This window comes from Granulicella sp. dw_53 (assembly GCF_018449545.1).
Lineage (GTDB): Bacteria > Acidobacteriota > Terriglobia > Terriglobales > Acidobacteriaceae > Edaphobacter.
Window position 1 is genome coordinate 65,930 of sequence record NZ_JAAVUR010000009.1, and the last position, 20,800, is coordinate 86,729.

At 58.4% G+C, this 20,800-nt stretch carries 16 protein-coding genes; 6 read left to right on the forward strand and 10 right to left on the reverse strand.

Going from position 1 to position 20,800, the window contains the following annotated elements:
* Positions 1 to 20: 20 nt before the first annotated feature.
* From gatB to HB393_RS15225, 3 genes are all read right to left on the reverse strand, one after another.
* Positions 21 to 1,529 carry an Asp-tRNA(Asn)/Glu-tRNA(Gln) amidotransferase subunit GatB gene (gene gatB / locus HB393_RS15215; protein WP_213806041.1) on the reverse strand — a complete coding sequence of 503 codons (1,509 nt, stop codon included), beginning with the start codon at positions 1,527 to 1,529 and terminating at the stop codon, positions 21 to 23.
* A gap of 150 nt (positions 1,530 to 1,679) precedes the next feature.
* Complete coding sequence (locus HB393_RS15220; RefSeq protein ID WP_213806042.1) at positions 1,680 to 4,214, reverse strand: glycogen debranching protein; 2,535 nt, start codon at positions 4,212 to 4,214, stop codon at positions 1,680 to 1,682.
* 130 nt (positions 4,215 to 4,344) lie between these two features.
* The gene (locus HB393_RS15225; RefSeq protein WP_213806043.1) at positions 4,345 to 7,854 is read right to left on the reverse strand and encodes a TonB-dependent receptor; all 3,510 of its coding nucleotides are present in this window, start codon (positions 7,852 to 7,854) and stop codon (positions 4,345 to 4,347) included.
* 158 nt (positions 7,855 to 8,012) lie between these two features.
* Here HB393_RS15225 and HB393_RS15230 point away from each other — a divergent pair, with 158 nt between their 5' ends.
* On the forward strand, positions 8,013 to 9,284 hold the full coding sequence (locus HB393_RS15230; RefSeq protein WP_213806044.1) for a hypothetical protein: 1,272 nt from the start codon (positions 8,013 to 8,015) through the stop codon (positions 9,282 to 9,284).
* Positions 9,285 to 9,402: 118 nt separating this feature from the next.
* Complete coding sequence (locus HB393_RS15235; protein WP_213806045.1) at positions 9,403 to 10,740, forward strand: sugar MFS transporter; 1,338 nt, start codon at positions 9,403 to 9,405, stop codon at positions 10,738 to 10,740.
* Positions 10,741 to 10,824: 84 nt separating this feature from the next.
* On the opposite strand, the gene HB393_RS15240 is transcribed toward HB393_RS15235, so the two are convergent.
* Both HB393_RS15240 and HB393_RS15245 read right to left on the reverse strand, forming a co-directional pair.
* Positions 10,825 to 11,922 carry an SH3 domain-containing protein gene (locus HB393_RS15240; protein WP_255551180.1) on the reverse strand — a complete coding sequence of 366 codons (1,098 nt, stop codon included), beginning with the start codon at positions 11,920 to 11,922 and terminating at the stop codon, positions 10,825 to 10,827.
* Between the two features lie 235 nt (positions 11,923 to 12,157).
* Positions 12,158 to 13,357, reverse strand: coding sequence for a beta-propeller fold lactonase family protein (locus HB393_RS15245; protein WP_213806046.1), 1,200 nt, complete (start codon positions 13,355 to 13,357; stop codon positions 12,158 to 12,160).
* Positions 13,358 to 13,568: 211 nt separating this feature from the next.
* On the opposite strand from HB393_RS15245, the gene HB393_RS15250 reads away from it, so the two are divergent.
* Positions 13,569 to 14,522: a M20/M25/M40 family metallo-hydrolase gene (locus tag HB393_RS15250; protein ID WP_255551181.1), complete on the forward strand. Its 954-nt coding sequence runs from the start codon at positions 13,569 to 13,571 to the stop codon at positions 14,520 to 14,522.
* Positions 14,523 to 14,571: 49 nt separating this feature from the next.
* Here the strand turns inward: HB393_RS15250 and HB393_RS15255 are convergent, their stop codons facing one another.
* From HB393_RS15255 to nadA, 5 genes are all read right to left on the reverse strand, one after another.
* Entirely contained in the window at positions 14,572 to 15,120 is a 549-nt protein-coding gene (locus HB393_RS15255) for a carboxymuconolactone decarboxylase family protein (RefSeq protein WP_213806047.1), read from the reverse strand.
* Positions 15,121 to 15,212: 92 nt separating this feature from the next.
* Complete coding sequence (locus tag HB393_RS15260; RefSeq protein ID WP_213806048.1) at positions 15,213 to 15,752, reverse strand: peroxiredoxin; 540 nt, start codon at positions 15,750 to 15,752, stop codon at positions 15,213 to 15,215.
* A gap of 64 nt (positions 15,753 to 15,816) precedes the next feature.
* Complete coding sequence (locus HB393_RS15265; protein ID WP_213806049.1) at positions 15,817 to 16,233, reverse strand: transcriptional repressor; 417 nt, start codon at positions 16,231 to 16,233, stop codon at positions 15,817 to 15,819.
* A gap of 181 nt (positions 16,234 to 16,414) precedes the next feature.
* The gene (locus HB393_RS15270; RefSeq protein WP_213806050.1) at positions 16,415 to 16,846 is read right to left on the reverse strand and encodes a DUF2203 family protein; all 432 of its coding nucleotides are present in this window, start codon (positions 16,844 to 16,846) and stop codon (positions 16,415 to 16,417) included.
* A complete protein-coding gene (gene nadA, locus HB393_RS15275) occupies positions 16,843 to 18,003 on the reverse strand; it encodes a quinolinate synthase NadA (protein ID WP_218623987.1) in 1,161 nt (386 codons plus the stop codon). Before nadA ends, HB393_RS15270 begins: the two co-directional genes overlap by 4 nt.
* A gap of 393 nt (positions 18,004 to 18,396) precedes the next feature.
* On the opposite strand from nadA, the gene HB393_RS15280 reads away from it, so the two are divergent.
* The 3 genes from HB393_RS15280 (at position 18,397) to HB393_RS15290 (ending at position 20,766) form a co-directional block, all read left to right on the forward strand.
* Entirely contained in the window at positions 18,397 to 18,969 is a 573-nt protein-coding gene (locus tag HB393_RS15280; RefSeq protein ID WP_213806051.1) for a twin-arginine translocase TatA/TatE family subunit, read from the forward strand.
* Positions 18,962 to 19,747: a twin-arginine translocase subunit TatC gene (gene tatC, locus HB393_RS15285; RefSeq protein WP_213806052.1), complete on the forward strand. Its 786-nt coding sequence runs from the start codon at positions 18,962 to 18,964 to the stop codon at positions 19,745 to 19,747. Before HB393_RS15280 ends, tatC begins: the two co-directional genes overlap by 8 nt.
* A gap of 98 nt (positions 19,748 to 19,845) precedes the next feature.
* Complete coding sequence (locus HB393_RS15290) at positions 19,846 to 20,766, forward strand: M28 family peptidase (RefSeq protein ID WP_255551182.1); 921 nt, start codon at positions 19,846 to 19,848, stop codon at positions 20,764 to 20,766.
* Positions 20,767 to 20,800 lie beyond the last annotated feature (34 nt).

Below are 20,800 nucleotides of genomic sequence, written 5' to 3' on the forward strand. Positions count from 1 at the left end.
CTTTTGAAATCGATCCGACTTTATCCCAGCGGCCCAAGCACATCGAGCTTCTTCGTCACCAGTTCATTGAGCACTGCGGGATTCGCCTGTCCCTTGGAGACCCGCATCACCTGCCCGACGAAGAATGCCGACACGGTCTTCTTGCCGCCGCGATACTGTTCGACCTGCTTCGGGTTGGATGCGATCACCTCGTCGATCATCGCCTCGATTGCGCCGGTATCTGAGATCTGCTGCGGCTTCTCCCGCTCGTATACTACTGGGAAGTCTTCGTTCTTCTCGAAGCAGATATCAAGCAATTGCTTGAGGATCTTACTCGATATCTCGCCCGACTCCGCCAGATCTGCAGCCATCACGATCCCTGCCATGCTTACGGGAGATTGCTCCTGCTCCAGTCCTGCGAGCCGCAAGCGCATCGTCAACTCGCTGGTCAGCAGCGCGGCGACCCGCTTGGGGCTCTTCGCCTGCTTGGCGGCAGCTTCGAACCGGTCTGCGAACTCCTGTGTCGCGGTTAGTGTCGCCGCGTCCTGCGCTGAGATCTCATACTCTGCGATCATTCGTGCGCGCCGCGCTTCGGGCAGCTCCGGCAGCATCTTCAATATCTCGGCCTGCCACTCCGCACCTACAACCAGCGGAGGCAGATCCGGCTCTGGGAAGTAGCGGTAGTCGTGCGCCTGCTCCTTGCTGCGCATAGAGTAGGTTCGTCCCTCTCCGCTGTTCCAGAGCCGCGACTCCTGCACCACCCGGCCGCCGTCTTCGATCACGCCAATCTGCCGCTCGATCTCGTACTCCACTGCGGAGCGGATATAGCGGAAGCTGTTGACGTTCTTTACCTCTGCCTTGGTGCCGAACTCTTTCGCGCCCTTCAGCATCACGCTTACATTGGCGTCGCAGCGGAGAGAACCCTCTTCCATGTTGCAGTCGCTGACGCCGGTGTAGAGCAGAATCTCCTTGAGTCGGGTGAGGTATTCGAAGACCTCATCCGCTGTTCGCAGGTCCGGTTCACTCACGATCTCCACCAGCGGCGTCCCGCAGCGGTTCAAGTCGATATAGGTCTTCGATACCGAGTCCGCGAATCCGTCGTGAATGCTTTTTCCTGCGTCTTCTTCCATATGAAGCCGGGTCACGCCGATGCGCTTCGTGATCGCCACCCCGTTTTCATCGAATGCGGGAACCTCAATCCAACCGTTCTCGGCGATGGGCTTGTCGAACTGAGAGATCTGGTAGCCCTTGGGCGAGTCGGGGTAGAAGTAGTTCTTTCGCGAAAAGATACTCGTCTCGCGAATCTCGCAGTGAATCGCCTTCGCCGCCAGGACAGCAAACTCGACTGCCTTGCGGTTCAGGACTGGAAGCGCCCCCGGAAGTCCCAGGCAGGTCGGGCAGACGTGCGTATTCGGCTCCCCGCCATACTTGTTGACGCAGCCGCAGAAGGCCTTCGACTCCGTCAGGAGTTGGACGTGGACCTCCAAGCCGATCACGGGCTGATATTTGGCGAGGATCTGAGGCGAAAGTGCAGTCATCAAGGTGCTCATAGTTGTCCTTCATCTAAAACGATAGCGGATTCGATCGCAGCTCTCTTAATCGGCAATAGTTCGCCTTCTCCAGAAAGAGAGTTCGCCCATCCCCCGATTCAGCATACTATTTCAGCCAGCCGAGCACACTCTGCCAGCATGAAGAGCCTTTCACCAGCGCAGCTTTACTGTAGTTTTTTGATACTGAGCGCCTGGCGTGGCACTAAACGCGACTGAGACCCGATTCCCTTCCAGCGTTCCTCCTTCTGGGGGCAACAATTGGATCTTGGTGTCATTTTTTCGCACTTGAAGGTGTTGCGTAGTGCCTCCTGGCGCTTCCAGAGTCAAGATTAGCGTTCGGTCGCTTCGCTGCACGTCAATGACCTTGAGGTTTGAGGTGGATGCTCCCTCGGTTGCGGGGCTGCTTTCTGTACTTACCTCGACGGGTGGAAGCGGAAGCGATGCGCGGTGATGTTGCTCAGGCTTTGCACTACAGGGCTTTGCGGTGATGTCCTGGGTAAGACAAAGTGTCGTCGCCTCTGTAGAGGAGGCGTCGATATCGAGGTGGCTGCCGTTTCGATGGAACGTGACTTTGTACCGTTGATCACCGACGGCGACGTGATCCAACGTAGCTTCGTTCCAGGTTGCGGGAAGCTGAGGCGCAATGGCGAGGGTGTGCGTCAGAGCATTGGCCTCCACGCCGAAGAGGCCGCGTATCGCCGGAGCCAGCAACATCGCCGACGACCATAGCTGATGGGAGGAGCTGCGACCCAGAGGCTCCAGAAACTCGCCCGAGATCACCTCAGTGATAGCGCCAGGGTCCTGCAGCCAGGTGAGCTGCGCGCTGGCATTGAGGTTGGCGTATGCCTGCAAGCTACGGCCGGTGCGGTACTCCGCCATGGCAGTCCAACCGGTATAGAGGGGCCACACGGAGCCGTGATGGTAGCTGATGGGATCGTAGATCGCGGCGTCCGCCGCCACCGATCGAGTGCCCCAGTCCGTCGCAAATCGATGTCCGGCCCACGCGTCAAAGGTGGGCTTTGCCTCGGGGAGCATAAGTCGACCGGTCCACCAGGCAACGGTCGGAAAGATGGAGGGGACAGCTTCGTAACTTCCATCGAGATTGCGGCTGAAGCTGTAGGTTCCATCCTGCCCTTGCGCCCGGTAGGCGGCGAGCTTGCCTTTGATCTCTTCGGCAGTTTGCGCCGCGGAGGTGCTGAGTGTGTCCTCGTTCATCCATTTGGCTAGCCGTGACATGCTATCCGCGGACTGCTGATCGAGCGCGGCGAGGTAGATCTCCTGGTGGGGCATCTTTGGCACCCACTCCTCGACCCAGCCGGTTCCCTGCCCATTGTCGTAGACGCCGTCTGTGGTGTGGGCGCGAGTAAAGGCATAGGCCCGCTTCACATTGTCCCAATGTTCCCGGAGGTAGGATAGATCCCCACTGGCGCGAACGTAGTCCTCCATCTGCATGACGAAGAGCGGGGTCGAGTCGGCGGAGGCATAGAGGTAGGGAAGATGAGCCCAGTCGACCTCGGGCGCTGTCTGCGAGTACTCATGCATCATCTTGCCGTCGGCTCGCTGGTGGGCGAGCAGAAAGTTCATCGCGTTGCGGCTTAAAGCGAAGTCACCGTAGCTGTTGACCGCGTATAGCGTCCAGAGCGTATCCCGCCCAAAGAACCAGCCGAAGCCTGGACGGGCGGAGTCACCGGAGGTCGACCATCCACCTGCGAGTCCGGAGCCGTCCGCGGTCGCTACGCGGGACTGTTCGATCGAGACCTCCGCCCAACGGAGTGCGTCGTTGATGTGCGCGTCCGGCGTGGAGATGGTCAGGCGTTTATCGAAGAAGTGATCGTAGAAGTCTGAGGTGGAGCGATACATCTCCGCCACACGACTTTGCTTCGCAAGAAGCCGGGCAAGCAAATCTGCGCGAGCCGCAGGGCCGGAGCTCTTACCGTCCGAGACAGCCGCGAGCAATGGGTAGAACACTCCGTCATCCTTTGCGGGGTCATAGGAGAAGTGGAAGACGAGTGATTCGGTCTTGGCGCGCTCCTGGTAGGGCCGAAGTGGTCCAGGCTGCGCATTCGGCATCGCTACTACTCCAAAGAAGGCCGGATTATCCGTCCCTAACGAGTAGGCGCCACCACTTCCTGCGGCGATCCAACCACCTGTGGGGCGGCCGAAGTTCGGAGCAGGCCATTGCCTTTCGAGACTAGGTTCAAAGGTCAGCGAGAGTTCTGCCGGACGCACCGCGTGCACCTCGAAGAGGACGACGGCAGAGGCTACACCGGTCTCCGAGGTATGGGGGATGAACATGTGCTGTCGCACCGTGATACCCGCATGGACGTAGGTAATGGTGGTGTGGTCGGGGCGCACCTCAATCGATGAGGCCTGTTCATTCAGATCGATCGGGGCGTCGTACCCTTTGAGCCTGGCGGTGAGGCGGGCGTTGTGCAGCACTTTGACGGGCAGGAGCCAAACTTCAAAGGTGCCATCCTGCTGGCCGAGAATCGCTCCCCGCTCGCCTGTCACTGAGAAGGGCTGGTTTGGCCGGGCTGCACGCTGAATCACCAAAGGATTTGAGTCCAGCCGAAAAGCAGGCACGGTCGCGAGAGTCGTCTGCGCAAGACCGGTAGAGGGCAGGCAGGAAGCGGCGAAGAGGGTGAAGGCTTGGATACCGGGATGAAAGGCCAAAGATGGTCGCACTGGAGACTCCATAGCAAGGATGCGGCCGGCGCCGCTCGTGCGCCGTCATGTGTAGGTTAGACAGCGAGGGCTGCCAGCTTCGGCAGCCCTCGTCGTTGTATCTCTATTTGGTGTGAATTTCCAGTTAAGGTTAGAACGTCACGCGAGCAGCGAACTGCAGACGGCGCATGGTGCTGTTCGGTTCAATCCCGGTAATGACACCAGCGCCCTGGGCGACGGTGCAATCGACGCAACGTGAGTTGCTGGCGTTCGGAATATCGAGCGGTGCGTGGTTGAAGACGTTGAAGGCCTGGAACTGGAACTGTCCCTTGAAACGCTCCGTCAGAGGAATGTCCTTGATCACGGACAAATCTGCAAAGTAGTCTCTCGGGCCAACCAGAGAGTTGCGGCCGACGTTGCCGAAGGTTCCAAACGCCGGGCGGACAAACGGACCCGACACCGCGCCATTGGTTATTAGAGCAGCCACTGGCGTGAAGAGAGTTCGCGCGTGGGTTGCGGGGTTGAGGTCGCCTGTCGTCAGATTGAAAGCGCTTGCGTTGCCGCTTGGACGGCAGTCACTGGTTGTGCCGGGTCCGGAGAAGTTCGTGTCGAGATCCTGATCCTGGCCGCACTCCTGATAGGTCGGAGTGAACGGACGGCCGCTCTCCCATGTCGTCTGCCCTGCCAGTGAGTAACCACCGACGAGGTAGTCCATGAGCCGGTTCGAATTCCCGAGGAACATCTTACCTTTGCCAAACGGCAGGGCGTATACGCTGCTGAAGACGAAGATATGGGTGCGGTTGGTATCGTTGCGTCCCCAGCTTGCTCTCTTGTACTGCGCGAAGGCCGCATCGTTGGAGTAATTTTCCGCCTTGGACCAGCTATAGTTCGCGTTGAACTGCAGCCCATTGGAGAAGCGCTTATTGAGCTTCGATTGGAGGGCGTTGTAGATTGCGCGGCCGTTTGGAGCAGCGGAGGTCATGCCACTCGAACAGCAGATGGTGGCGACGCCCTGATACGTTCCGACGAACTTTCCGTTGAAAGGTCGACGAATGGTGTTGCCTGCAGCCAGCTCAGCTTGCGAGTTCGGCAGCCTCGGCGTGTTGAAGTCGTAGCCGTAGGTCTCACCTGGGTAGACGCGCTCGCCGATGTTGCCGACGTACGCGATCTCAAAGGTCGTCGTTGCACCGATCTGCTGTTGTATCGCTACGTTGTACTGATCCACGCGTGGCAACGTCATACGCTCCGGCCGGAATTGCTGAGCGTAAGTATCCTGGAAGGGGATAATGCCGTTCGCGGGAATCGTCGGCTGCGCCGGACGTGTGGGAGGAGCAGTGAGGGTCGTAGCAAAGGCCCCCGCAGAGTAATTACCGATCCTGTTTATGTCCTCGTTGGCCTGCACCGGCAGATTGTGAGAGAGCACGCTTCCGAAGATGGTTCCGAAGTAGCCCACCGTATCGTAGGTCTGACCGAGGCCGGCACGGATGACCGTATTCGGCGCTACCTGGTAAGCAATGCCAAAGCGGCCAGCGAAGTTGGTGTAGTCCATCCGCTGATTGCCGTTGGTGCCGATGCCATTCGCCCCCGCGACGCGAATACCACCTGCCTCAAGCGAAGCGAATCCGCCATGGCCCAGACCGTTGACCGATTCGGGAAAAATAATGTCCCAACGAACACCGTAGTTCATGGTCAGCTTTGGAGTAATGCGCCACGTATCCTGCACATAGAACGCACCGCGCTTCTGGTAGTCGTATTGGTCGTTGATATAGACATCGAAACGCTGAAAGCGAGCGGCTGCGCCGACGAGGTAGGAGGCCAGGTCGCTTCCGGTGCTCACCACTGTGCTGCCATTCGAGAAGCCCGTCGTCGAGTTATCGAAGGTGAACTGGCCGGTGCGATTTGAGTCGCTGGCATTGCGGACGTTCTTCGCGTAACGAATGTCACCTCCAAATTTAACCGCGTGATTGCCGATCAACTTTGTCCAGTTATTGGTGAGTTGAAAGACCTGTTCACTCTCCAGAAGGGGGCAGTTGCATCCTTGATTGCCAAGGTTGCTGAGGCTGTTCTGGTTGAAGTTGAAGGTCGGAAGCCCGCTTGTATCGGGGGTGGTATTCAGGTTGGGAATGCCAAGCGCGGCTGCGGAGGTCAGTCCGGAGAACTTGCTCTCGGCGACGTGGTAGCTAAGGAAGCCGACGCGAAGATCGGTGAGGAGGGAAGGCTTCACGGCCCAATCGAAACCGACGGTTGCGCTTTGGTTCTGAGTCACGGTGTTGCCGGTCGTGCTGCCAATGCCAAAGCCGTTACCGCCCGCCTGACCGAAGACAGGAACACCGAGGAGACGAAAGAGCGCGTAGTCATAGCGTCCGAAGACGTGCAGACGGTCCTTCACCTGATCGTCGAGCCGGATGTCAGCCTGATCGCTGTTCACTGTGCCATTTCCGGCGGCTACGAAGTTGTTGTTGATTCCCTGTCCGCTGGAGTTTGGCGCAGGAAGTAATCTCAACAGCGCAAGCGCCTGCTGATTGAGCGCTGCAACGGGAATCTGTCCTGGGGCGCCGTAGGGAGTCTTGGTGGTGGGGTTATAGAGCACCTGGTTCGTGTACTCGGAGAGATTACAGATGCCGGAGGCCGCCAGTAGGCAAGTGTTGCGAACCGTTGCGGTTGGAACGTTCTGTGTCAAGCTGCTTCCGAGACGATTGCGTAGGCCCTGGTAGTCCAGGAAGAAAAACGCCTTGTCCTTCTTGATTGGGCCGCTCACCGACCCGCCGAACTGTCCGTAGACCTCAGGGGGTACGAGTCGCCCCGTGACGGGGTCCGGCTGATACTGTGTAAAAGGATTCCGTGCGTAAAAGGCATCCGAGTGACGGAAGAAGAACGCATCCCCGTGGAGGGCATTTCCTCCGGACTTCGTCGAGACGCTGACGATGCCGCCGGCTGCTCCGCCGAGTTCCGCATCATAGTTCTGAGTCGTGACCTTGGTCTCGCTGATTGAATCCAATGTCGGGTTAATCACAATGATTCCCAAGACCGGATCCCGGTTATCGGTTCCGTCCAGGATAAAGCCCTGCTCGCCGTAGTTCGAGCCGTTCGTGTTCAGCGCCAGACCGCCCTGTGGATTTTCAGGACCGTTGATATTAAAGCTGGCGTGTTGCACCCCGGGGGTAAGCAATAGAAAGTTGGTAAAGTTACGTTGGAAGTTCGGGAGATTCGAAATCGCCCGCTCGTCCAGAATCTCTGAGACGTCAGCACGGTCCACCTTCAACGCCGGTGCGTCTGAGGTCACGTTAACCGTCTGATTTCCCCCTGTGACTGTCATGGTTACGTCGACCTTCTGGGCGACGTCCGCATGAATCACCAGGGGCTGGGTCTGGGTGCTCGAAAAGTCCTTGGCGTCCACCTTGACGGTATAGCTATCTGGAACGAGGTGATCTGCCGTCCAGTTTCCCGTAGCGTTCGTTACGACGGTTTGGACTGTTCCCTTTTGAACGTCCGTGACTGTAACCGTCGCACCCGAAACTGCCGCTCCCGAGGAATCTGTGACTGTTCCGTACAAAGAGCCATAGATCGCCTGGGCGAGAAGGAACGAAGCTGTACTGGAGACGAGAATTGCGGCGGCGAGAATTGCGCGCGCAGTAAACCTAGCGAAATGCTGATGTTGCATACTTCCTCCTGAAATGAAACAAGACGGCCCTTTTTCGTGACAGCTGAGATTCGCTAACTGAGATGCAGGTTGTCACCGTGTTTTACTGGGAGGTAACATAGTTGACGGTGAATTTCACCTTCGTTTCACCTACCTAAGTACTTAGAAACAGAGTTGATATGGATGCGTTTGATCTCGTTGAGCGTAAGGCTCTCGCGGACCGTGTAGCCTCTGGTCCCCAGCTCACAGGATCCCCAAAGCTGCGTTCCTTCTTCCTTTACGTCATCGATTGTGCGATTCGGGAGCATCCCGAGGAGGCTACCGAACAACAGATCGGCATTCACGTCTTTGGCCGACAGCCGGGCTACAGCTCAGGCGACGACAGTATCGTGCGGTCTCAGGCGCGGCTCCTTCGTCTGAAGCTGACCGCTTACTTTGCGACCGAGGGCGCAGACGAGACGCTGATTATCGAGATCCCAAAGGGACACTATCTTCCGGTCTTTCGCGAACGCACGCACGAAGATCATCATGCCCCTACGGAATCTCACGAACACACCGAGAATGGTTCGGCGGAAGAGTTAGCATCTCATTCCAACATTCCAGGCCTCCCCGAAGAAGTTTTTGCGGTGGCGTCGCCAATCCACACGATCTCCCGATTCCGCGTCTCGCCTCTCAGGGGCGTTCTGTTGCTCCTGCTCTTCCTAATTCTGGGACTTGGTTTGGGCGCCTGGGGACACCAGCGCTGGGCTACCTCGATGGGACGCAGTCCCGACCCTCTCTGGTCGCCATTTTTGAAGAGCTCCAGGTCAACCCTGGTGATCTACAGCAATCCTCTCTTCAGCGGCAACCCTGTTACCGGCCTGCACTTAGTTGGCCCCGATGCACCGACTCCCGATCCTGAGTTGGCGGACGATACCTACACCGGCACTGGGGAAGCGGCGGCGATCTATCAACTGAGCCGCTTCTTCTACGACCGGAACGCCGACTTTGTGCTCAAACGAAGCAGATTGATCACTTGGGACGAGGCCCGGTTGAGCAACCTGATCTTCATTGGTGCCTCAAGCCAGAACACCGCTTTGCACGATCTCCCTACCTTGTCCGAGTTCTCGATCGCACTGGATGAACGCGACCGTGGATACATCGTCAATCAACACCCACGTCCCGGCGAACCGGCACGTTTCCCAGTTCAGGACAGGACCCAGGAGACCGCCATTCTGGCCTTCCTGCCAGGCCTGGAACCCGGAACTCATATCCTTATCTTCAGCGGCTTGACCACAATCGGGACTCAGGCCGCCGTCGAGTACGCATGCCGCCCAGAGAACATCGCTGCCTTGACGAAGCAGGCAGGACTGACCAAGCGGGACCTCCGCTCCTTCGAGGCGGTACTGCGGGTCGGCATCAGCAAAGGAGTCGGGGTCAATACGCAACTCCTTCTGCTCCATAACCGGTAGATCGAGCATCATAAGGATCGTTGGGTCATACGTCTCACTTCGTAACCGGACGTACCTCTTCCATACATGTTCAAATTAGAGATAACGATCGTCCGATCGAAAGGATTGAGGAAGAACCATGGCAGTCCAAATGAATGTAAGTGTCCCCGGCAGCGCAACTGACCGTACCAAGACAGACCTGCGCGCCATGTCCATTGCGACTGCCCTCTTCTTCATGTGGGGCTTTCTGACGTGTCTCAACGACATCCTCATCCCTCATCTGCAAAACATCTTCGAGCTCAACTACGCACAAGCCATGCTCGTCCAGTTTGCCTTCTTTTCGTCTTACTTCATCTTCGCCTGGCCAGCTGGCAAGCTGGTGGAGTGGCGAGGATATAAGCAAACCATGGTCATGGGCCTGGTTGTGATGGCATCCGGGGCACTGCTCTTCCTGCCTGCGTCGGCTCTCGCATCCTATGGCCTCTTCCTCTCTGCGCTGGTCGTCCTCGCCGCCGGCATCACCTGCCTTCAGGTCTCAGCCAACCCTTATGTGACGAGCCTCGGACCGGAGAGGACCGCGGCTAGCCGACTGAACTTCTCCCAGGCCTTCAATTCGCTCGGCACGACCATCGCTCCGCTCCTGGGTGGTGCACTGATCCTGGGCGGCACGCAGATCTCGCCGGAGAAGCTGCACTCCCTGTCCGCGGCGCTCCTGCAGTCCTACCGTGCTCAGCAGGCATCGTCGGTGCGTCTTCCCTACCTTGGGATCGCGCTTGCGCTCCTCGCGCTGGCTCTCGCTCTGGGCCTGTTGAAGCTTCCTCCCATGGTCACAAGCCGTACCCAGGACTTCCGTCCAGGAGCCTACAACGCCTCCTCCAACGAACCCGACAGCATCTGGCGGCATCCTTGGCTTTTGATGGGTGCCCTTGGCATCTTCCTCTACGTTGGCGCGGAGGTCTCGATCGGCAGCTTTCTAGTGAAATACTTCGGTCTGCCGCAGATCATGTCCATGACAGAACAGACAGCCGCTAAATACGTCGGTTTCTACTGGGGTGGGGCAATGATCGGCCGCTTTATCGGAGCCGCCGTCCTGCAGCGTCTGCGGACGGGTCTGGTTCTAGGGATCGCCGCCTCCGTCGCGTGTGCTTTGGTCGTCTTCTCTATGCTGAACCATGGTCCTTCGGCGATGTGGTCGATCATCCTGGTCGGACTCTTCAACTCGGTCATGTTCCCCAACATCTTCACCTTGGGGCTCGCCAACCTTGGGGAATTCACCAGCAAGGGATCCAGCCTCCTAGTCGCTGCGATCGTTGGTGGCGCGCTGCTTCCCTTGCTGGAAGGAAGCCTGGCCGACCGGATCGGCGTCCAACATGCCTTTATCGTGCCTGTCGTCTGCTATCTCTTCATCGCCGGCTTCGGCTTCGCGGCTCGCAATCTCTTAACCTCCGACGCACCTATCACGGAGCACGGCGCATAGCTCGACGTTTGATGTGTGTTCGAGAGCCATGAGGGGAGTGCTCTCGAACGCACATTCACCCCTCTCCTTAGAAAAAGTCAGGGCCTACCGTTTCTTCTTCTTTCCCTTATCAGCCTTTTTCTCAATCACTACCGGATGCGCCTCCATCGGAGCAGGCATCCCCGGCTGCAATACGCGCCGTACCAGATTTCCTTCCAACCGGTATGTCTTCAGCACCGTCTTGCCCGGGACCACTGCTCCTGTCACTGGATCGGGCACCGCCTCATCGGCCTCCCCTGCTAGAACCTTATAGGCAAAGATAGGAGCCGGGACCACAGCTGTAGCGCTCTTCCCATACGGGTCCTTCGCCACGGAGATCGTCACCGGCAGATATCCTTCGATATTTCTGTCTCGAAAACCAGTCTCGTAACGGTGCTTCTTCACGCTCCAGGTAAACACCCGAACCTGATCGAAGTCGTACGTCAGTCCAGCCTTATAAGGGCTCAACACGGTTACATACACCGGAATATTCTTGTCGTCCTGCTCCGCCTCGGGATCGTTCACCGTCGTCAGGATATAAGCACCCACGATCCGCTGCCCTTCGGCGTACCGCGTCAGTGCCTCAGGAGCGTCCACATCGATCATCCGGCTGAAGATCCACCCCGTCCGTCCTTGCGCATCGCGCACCAGCCACCAATCCTCCATCGGTGGCGGAGGCGGCGGAACCGCAGCCGCCAACGCGCCAGACACTCCGGGCTTTGCCGGAACCACCACCGGAGGCGCAACCGCCCGCGTCCCCTTCGAACCCGGAACCGCCTTCGGCAGCGTAGCCCTGGCCAGCATCTTCAGCTTTGCGCCCTCCTGAAGCAGGAAGAACCGCTCCGTGTCGCGACCCGGCCGCGCATGGAGATACACCTCATCCCGAACCACCGCCGAAGCCACCGCGGGGTCGTTCTTATGTTGCTCTTTTAGAGCATCAAACAACCCATATACCTGGTCGTTCGCGACCGCCTTCTCATCGATCCAGCCCTGCTCACCCTTTTCGGTCTGAACTTTTACGAAACGCCTGCCGTGATCCAACACTTGCAGCTTATCGCCATTGACCACCGTCGCCGTCCGGTTCGAGACCGCCGCCACCCGATCCCGCAGAAACGTCTGCTTTGCCGTCACATACACCCATTGCTGCGCAGGCTTCGGCCGCATTCTCGAGCAGCCCGCCACCATCAGCAAAAGGCAAATCGACAATCCCCACCCAACAACCAGCCGAAAAACTCGCTCCGGTAAGATCCCCACGGAACGCACGAATTGTCTACTTGAGGAAAAAATAGCGGAACATCTCCACACTACAGTTCCAACATAGCACCGCGAACGCCCCAAACACGGCGCCCGTACCGTACTAGCAAACGGGGCCGAGTCTGGGGCGATCCGGGATTATGACCTAGTGAGACGCAACCACCACCAACGCCCCAGCCGGATCGGTCCCAGTCGCTGCGGTGGCGACCTGGTCCAGTTTGCCCGCTACTGTCGCGTCGAAGCTATACATCGTCAGGTCCGGAGACCCCTGAGATGCTGCTGCCAAGAGATACTTCCCTCCCCCAGCCAATGCCAGCGACACCACCGATTGCCCGCTCGCATAGGGAGATCCGCTCAGCGGCGTAGCCACCCCATTGGTCAGGGAATACCCAGATATCGTCGCGTCAGTGCCGTTCGCCACATAAGCAAACGCGCCGGTGCTGTCCAGCGCAACCGCCAGCGGCTGCGCCCCCGCTGCAAATGGCGATCCATTCACCGCCGTCAGCGATCCGCCCGATCCGATGGTATAAGCCGCTAGCCCAGCCCCCTGGCCAGTTCGTGCGATATATAGATGGGTCGACGTGTTGTCCACAGCCAGTGCGTTATCACTCGTCTGCGTTGAAATGGGCGCGAGCGGGGTGCCCGGCGTCGCAACCCCGGTACTTGTATTGAACGTGAATACCGCATCACCTGCCGTTCCGAGCGCTGCAAATATTAGACCGCCATTCGGCGATATCTTCACCGACTTCGGCTGCACGGAGGTAGTGGAGATCGAGTAAGGAACCGCTGAGGACTGCGAGAGAGCGCCGGTCGTCTTATTGATCTGATAGATATCCAACTGTTGGAACGTTCCATCCAGCGCAAACAGCCAGTTCCCGTCCGGAGACACGTCCAGCGCAGTCGCAAACACAATGGCCTGCGAAGCCCCAGTCGAAGGTGTCGACAACGATCCGTCGGATCCAATGACATACGCGTAGATCGCTCCCGGCCCAGCCACATAGAGAAACGTATTCGATATAGTCACCACCTCAGCCAGCGGCACGACTCCGATCGAAAACGGCGCGCTTGAAACTGCTGTCAAAGTCCCCGTTCCCACTGAAAATCCGCTCACCGTCTGTGTGGTCGCATTCGCACTCCCGACATACACCAGGTTGCCGCTAGACACAGTCCCACCGCCGCCGCCACCACTACTCCCGCCACCAGAGTTATTCTGCGGAACAAAGAAGTTACTGCATCCCGTCAACGCCACTACACTGGCCGCCAGTAGAATTCTCCACTGTAGCTTCGCCGCTCTCGCTGCCATCGCCTTCTTACCTCGCCCCAACATCATCTCAAATAGAACCACGTCTGCGCCTCCAACACTCCTCAGTAAACTTGCTGCTTCTGCTTCCGGCCACGGTTTTGTCACTTTGGTCGCTCTTTTATAATCACAACCTATGCTCTTGTCTGGCCGCTTCAATTTACGCATACTCGTCCTGTTGACCTGCACCTTCGGTCAGGCCCTCTCTCTGCAAGCCCAAAAATCCTCCCGGTCTTTCGACTCTAGCTCGGCCCAAATGGCATCCCTCGACCGTGAAGTTCATGCAGATATGTTCTTCCTCGCCGACGACGCACTCCATGGCCGAGGCTCCGCCACCCGCGACGAACACCTCGCCGCACTCTTTGCTGCCTCTCAGTTTCAGTCCCTCGGTCTCGAACCCGGCGGCCCCGCAGGCTCCTTTCTGCAAAAGTCTCCGCTTCCCGATCCACTCCCTGAACGCCTCCAACACCATCTCGCCAAATTCGAGGACACCTCCCGTAAAGAGACCTGGAACGCCATCGCTATCCTCCGCGGCTCCGACCCCAACCTCAAGAACGAGGTCATCCTCCTCACAGCTCACCTCGACCATCTCGGCGTAGCCGCCACACCGATCAACGGAGATGCAATCTACAACGGAGCCGATGACGATGCCTCCGGCACCACCGCTGTCCTCACCCTTGCACATTTGCTCGCCACCGGACACCACCCCCGTCGTACCGTTGTTTTCGCTCTCTTCGGCTCAGAAGAGATAGGCGGCTTCGGAGCTCGGGCTTTTCTCGCCAACCCGCCGACGCCTCTCACGAACATCGTTGCCAACCTTGAGTTCGAGATGATCGGCCGCCCCGACCCTGCCGTTCCTGCCGGCACCCTTTGGCTTACAGGATACGAACGCTCAACCCTCGGCCCTGAGCTTGCCAAGCACGGAGCCCACCTCGTCAACGATCCTCACCCCAAGGAGCAGTTCTTCCAGCGCTCCGACAACATCGCCCTCGCCCGCCAGGGCGTCATCGCCCACACCGTCTCCAGCTTCGGCCTCCACACCGACTACCATCAGCCCACTGACGAGCTCGGCACCATCGACTTCACCCACATGACCAACGCTATAGCCTCCATAGTCGCCCCAATCCACTGGCTCACCGATACCGACTGGAAGCCCACATGGAATCCTGGCGGAAGACCTGAAGCCCATCCCCCAACCTCACAGCAATAAGAAAGGCGCGGGCGATGAGCCCGCGCCTCCCATAACCCCGTGAACCAACCTAAGCCGCAGCGACAGTAGGCGAAGCCTTCTCCGCATCCAGCACCACTCCGATAGCATGAACCACCGCGGACACCCTGATCGCCGAATTGATCAGCTCCTCTGTCGCACCCTTATCCCGCAGCACCTGCTCATGCGAGTCGACACACTTCCCGCAGGCGTTCACCGCGCTCACCGCCAGGCACCACAGCTCGAAGTCCACAGCCTCCGCGCCATGTCCGCGCAATGCATTCATCCGCAGCCGCGCCGGAAGCGTCGCGTACTTGTCGTTTGTCGTCAGATGATGAAACCGGTAGTAGATATTGTTCATCCCCATAATCGCTGCAGCCGCCTTCGCCGCATCCAGAACAGCAGGGCTCAACACCTCCGCAGCCTGCGCGATCACGGCAGCCGTCAACGCCTCATTCCGTGTTGCGATCGCAGTCGATACCACTGTGCCCCACAACTGCGCCGGAGTCAGCTCCGAGTTCTGCCGCACCAGGGAGGAGTAGTTCAACTTCAAATCCTTCGCATACCCAGGCAGACCGCCAATCAAATCTTCCAGACTCATCTCAAAATCCTCTCATCTTCTCGTTTCGTAAAGAAGAGCGCGGTCGCCTCGGCAACCGCGCTCTCTCGTTCATCATGCAGCATTAGCAAGAACTAAGCGAGAGTAGCTTCGCCCTTCTGCCAGTTGCAAGGGCACAGCTCGTCGGTCTGCAGAGCATCCAGCACCCGTAGAACCTCCTGCGGATTGCGCCCCACAGAGAGATCCGTCACATACACGAAGCGAATAACATTATCGGGATCGACCAGGAAGGTTGCCCGCTGTGCCACGCCCTCTTTGCCATCCAGAATGCCAAGCTCACCGCAAAGATTCCGCTTGATGTCCGAGAGCATCGGGAAGGGCAGATCCTTCAGGTCCGCATGATGCGTCCGCCACGCAGCATGAACGTACTCATTGTCCGTGCTACCACCCAGAATCTGGCAGTCGCGGTCTAGAAACTCGTTGTTCAACTTACCAAAGGCAGCAATCTCCGTAGGACAAACAAACGTAAAATCCTTCGGCCAGAAAAAATAAAGCTTCCACTTACCCGGATAGGACTCCTGCGTAATCGTCGTGAACGCCTTGCTCTCGTCCTTGTCAGTAGAAATCGTGGCGGTTACTGAGTAATCCGGAAACTTCTCACCAATCTGCAGCATGTATTTTTTGTAACTCCCTTTTTTATTTAATGTTCAGTTCGTACAACGGCGGCCTAACTACCATTTACTGACACTTCGCACAAATCCCAATCACATCTACGGAGTACCTCTCCACCAGAAACCCGTCCGCCAGCTTGCGCCGCTTCGGCAGAGCTCCAAGGGAGCTCTCATCGATGTCCTCAATGGACTTGCACTTCGAGCACACCAGATGGTGATGCTCTTCTGCATTCATCTCCAGGCGTTGCGAGCCATGATGCAGACTCACCTCGCGCAGTACGCCGCTCTCCACAAATAAATGGATATTTTTATAGACAGTCGCAAGTGAGATGGAAGGAATCTTGCGCTTCACCCGCGCATAAATCTCCTCCGGGCTGGGATGCCCATCCATGCCTTGCATCACCTCATACAAGACCTGCCTCTGGTGCGTCACAGCGATTCCATGCTCGGCGCACAGCTCACGAAAAGGCTTGATAAGGGTCATCTCCACTCAAAAAGTGTATCTCAAATAAACAGTAATTATTACTGTTCAATAAAGATAGTTATCCACAAACTTAGACCGCAAAGGCCTCAGAGACACACAGCCCCCTAAACAAAAAATGAGATCCAGCATGCTCGGCACAAATCAGCGCCAAGCCTCTTCGTCTCCAGTTCAAGGCCTCAGTTCAATTGAGACGTTCACTCTTCCCCAACCGCCCATCCAGCGGCCTTCTCTGCTCTGCTGACTCATCCACACCATGCCAGTGCGAGATTCCCACCTCACCCATCTTCCAGCATAAGAGCGCGGCCCTTCCTTCTACCTGGCACGGAAAATCCAGCACTCCATCCTCCAGGTTCTGCACTCGTGCGCCAATCGCCTCAATCTCCGCGATCGTATCCTGCGTCTCCTGCGTAGCCTTATCCCGCTCAGCCCGACGACGCGCGGCCGCAACAACATCGACATGCATCCCGCCGGAGAGAAAGATCCGATGGCTCAACCGCTGCATCTCTAACTCCAACTCCGCCGCATGCAACGCAGAGCTGCGCGCCCTCTGCAACAACGACTCCAGCACCGGCAGCAGAGTCTGCGCCTCGCCCAAGGTAAATGTCTTGCTCACGCCTTCACCTCCAGCATGCGGTCCAGCGCCACGCGGGCCCACTGCTTCACATCCTCGTCCACTTTGATGCGGTTCACCACACGGCCTTCCACCAGATTCTCCAGCGCCCAGGCCAGGTGCTGCGGAGAGATCCGGTACATCGTCGTGCACAGGCACCCCGAATCATCCAGCGTGATCACCCTCTTGCCCAGCGGAGCAAAGCGCTTCGCCAGCCGGTTCACCAGATGAATCTCGGTTCCTACCGCAAAGCTCGCGCCCTCCGGAGCTCTTTCGATCGCATCGATTATCCGCTCCGTCGAACCCACCGTATCCGCCTTCTGACAGACCTCCCAGCGGCACTCCGGATGCACAATCACCTGCATCCCCGGCTCATCGCGCCGCACCCGGTCTACATGCTCCGGCAAGAACCGCTGATGCACGCTGCAGTGCCCCTTCCACAGGATCACCTTCGCCGCCTTCAAACGATCCGGAGTCACGCCCCCGTTGATCTGGTAAGGATCCCAAACCACCATCTCGCTCAATGGAATCCCCATCCCGAACGCAGTATTCCTTCCCAGATGCTGGTCCGGCAGAAAAAGAATCTTCTCTCCCCGCGCAAACGCCCACTCAAACGCCCCGCGAGCATTGGACGAAGTGCAGACCAGCCCACCCCGCTCCCCGCAAAAGGCCTTGATAGCCGCAGCCGAGTTCATATAAGTCAGGGGGACGACCTTGCCTTCCAGTCCCTGCCCCCTAATCCCTAATCCCTGCGTCAAAGAGTCCCAGCAATCCTCGACCTGCCCAATCTCGGCCATATCCGCCATTGAGCACCCGGCATTCAGATCCGGCAGAATCACCTGCTGCCACGGTTGTCCCAGGACATCCGCCGTCTCAGCCATAAAATGCACGCCGCAGAAGAGCATGTACTTCGCGCTCGTCTCCGCCGCCACTTTGCTTAGTTTGTAGCTGTCGCCTGTATAGTCTGCAAACCGGATCACCTCATCCCGTTGGTAATGATGTCCCAACAGCACCACGTCCGTTCCCAGCCGCTCACGCGCAGCCGCAATCCGGTCATCCATCGTATGGTCTGGCTGGGAAAGATAGTTATCCAGAGAGCAAGTATCTGAAACACCCGTTTCCACGGCCTCAGCCGTAGTTTCATCAATCAATAGACTCAAATTACTCCGCCTTCAGTCTCCAGAGGTCGTTTGGCAACGGCGAGAGCCGGTGCCGTCCTTCGCCTCAGGAAACGGGGATGTTGAAAGCATATTCACTACCAAGGCTGCAGTGGGTTCACTATGCCGGTCAAAGTCGACCGTCACCCAACCCACGGGGGTGTTGCAGCCCATACTCGCCTGCCTGCGGCCGAATCACCGCCAGCAGTATTCATCTCTATTGGACGAAAGCTGTGCCAAAAACGATGCATGACATTGCATTCTCTGGCAGCGGCGAAACGCCCATCCTGCTTCCTTGATTCTAGCCCAAACAGCAGAACCTGCATCTACTAGCCCAAACAGCAGAACCTGCATCTTGTCGCTCGTCTAGGGAAACCCGTATCATGGGTCTCACATATGCCGAGCTTCGGCGATAGCGCTTTTATATTCATCCTCGCCCTTCTTCTCTTTGGTCCGAAGAGGTTGCCGGAGCTCGCCCGTCAGCTTGGCAAGCTCATGGCCGAGTTCCGCCGCGCCTCCAATGAGTTCCGCATGCAGATGGACGAGGAACTCCGCCTCGCAGACCAGGCCGAGCAACAAAGAAAGATCGCCGCCATAGAGGCTGCCGCCCCCATAGCCCCTCCCATCGGCGAGGTAGCTCCAGAGCCCGAGACGCCCTATCCTCAGGATCCCGCCACCGAGCCTCTTCCCATAGCCTCCGAAGGCGATCTCTCCCTCATGCCCCCTTCGACTGGCTTGCCCACTCCCCGCGGGACAGACAGCTACACATCTCCTGACCCGCAATCCGATAACACTGAAGTCAGCGACAACACGATCCATAGCTCCGATCCTTACGCTTCACCTGCCAACGACCCTATGGAATCCACCGCGACCCCGAACGACGACTACGCCTCCAGCCTCCCGGACCGCCACACCCACAACACCACCGACGAAGCTGCGCAGAAATCCGAGGCTCCTCTCCATGGCTGACCTCGCCGACGGCCTTCGCGCCGCAGTACAAGACCGAGCCGAGCTCCCTGGCATGAGCCTCATGGAGCATCTCGAAGAGCTTCGCAAGCGCCTCATCCGCTCCGTCATCTTCCTCGTCATCGGCTTCGCCATCGCCTACGCCTTCCACGAGCAGCTCTACGGCATCATCCAGAAGCCCCTCGATGACCTCCACATCCCGCTCAACTTCACCCACCCCACCGACGGCCTCAATCTCTACCTCAAGACCGCCTTCCTCGGCGGCGCCCTCCTCGCCTCGCCCTTCATCCTCTATCAGATCTGGCTCTTCATCTCGCCTGGTATGTACCAGAACGAGAAGCGCTACGTCTGGCCATTCATGTCCGCGACCGTTGGCCTCTTCCTCGCCGGAGCATGGTTCGGCTACCACTGGGTGCTGCCGGGAGCCATCAAGGTCCTAGTCCTCGACTTCGGCAAACGCTTCCACCCCATCCTCACCATCGAGGACTACACCCAGTTCTTCCTCGCGGTCATCCTCGGCCTCGGAATCTGCTTCGAACTCCCCATCCTCATCTTCTTCCTCTCGCTCTTCGGCATCGTCGACGCCAAGTTCCTGCTCAAGCACATCCGCTACGCCATCCTCGTCATCTTCCTCATCTCGGCCATCATCTGTCCCCTGCCCGACCCCGTCAGCATGTGCCTCTTCGCCAGCCCCATGCTGGCCCTCTACATGATCGGCGTGGGCGTCGCCTACCTCGTCCATCCGACGCGCCGCAAAGCCCGAGAGATCAAATCCACATGATCGTGAACGAGATCCGTCGCCCGAACTTCAGGAAAAATCGCCCGATAAATTGTCATCCTGAGCGAAGCGCAGCGAAGTCGAAGGACCTGCGGTTACTCTTGCCCCTGCTCCTTCTTCTCGTCACCACGATCCACGCTCCAGCCCAGAACAAATCAGCGGCCTCCACAAAAGGCTTCAGCGGCCAATCTGCCTACAGCCTCACGCAGCAATATCTCGCCGCCGCCCCCAAACGCTGGATCGGATCCCCCGGCCACCTCAAGGCCGAAGAGTTCATCAAATCTCACTTCGCCCCCGAAGCCGCCAAAGGCAACCTCGAGACCGATAGCTTCTCCGCCAACACCCCTGCTGGACAGCTCGCCATGCGCAACTACATCGTGCGCTTCCCCGGCAAAAAAGACGGAGTCATCGTCCTCGCCAGCCACTACGAGACCAACTACCCCCTCCGCGACATCAACTTCGTCGGAGCCAACGACGGTGGCGCCACCACCGCCCTCCTCATCGAGATCGGCACCTACCTCCGCGCCCATCCCCCTGAGGGCTACAGCGTCTGGCTCCTCTTCGACGACGGCGAAGAGGCCATCAAGGACTGGTCCGCCTCCGACTCCCTCTACGGCACCCGCCACCTGGCCGCCAAGTGGTCCCAGGACGGCACCCTCAAGCGCATTAAGGCCTTCCTCCTCGCCGACATGATCGCCGACAAAGACCTCCACATCGACCGCGACGACAACTCCACCCCCTGGCTCCAGGACCTCCTCGCCACCGCCGCCAAGAACACCGGCCACTCCGCCTCGGTCTTTCAGTTCCCCACCTCCGCCCTCGACGACCACATTCCGTTCAAGCAGCGTGGCGTCCCCGTCCTGGACCTCATCGACTTCAACTACGGCCCCGCAACCCAGGAACACCCCGAAGGCGGCTACCACCACACCGAGCTCGACACTCTCGACAAGCTCAGCCCCAAATCCTTTCAGATCTCCGGCGAACTCATCCTCGAACTCATCCACCTCATTAACCTCCACTAATCCGCCATAAACCCGCCCACTCCCCCACACCTGT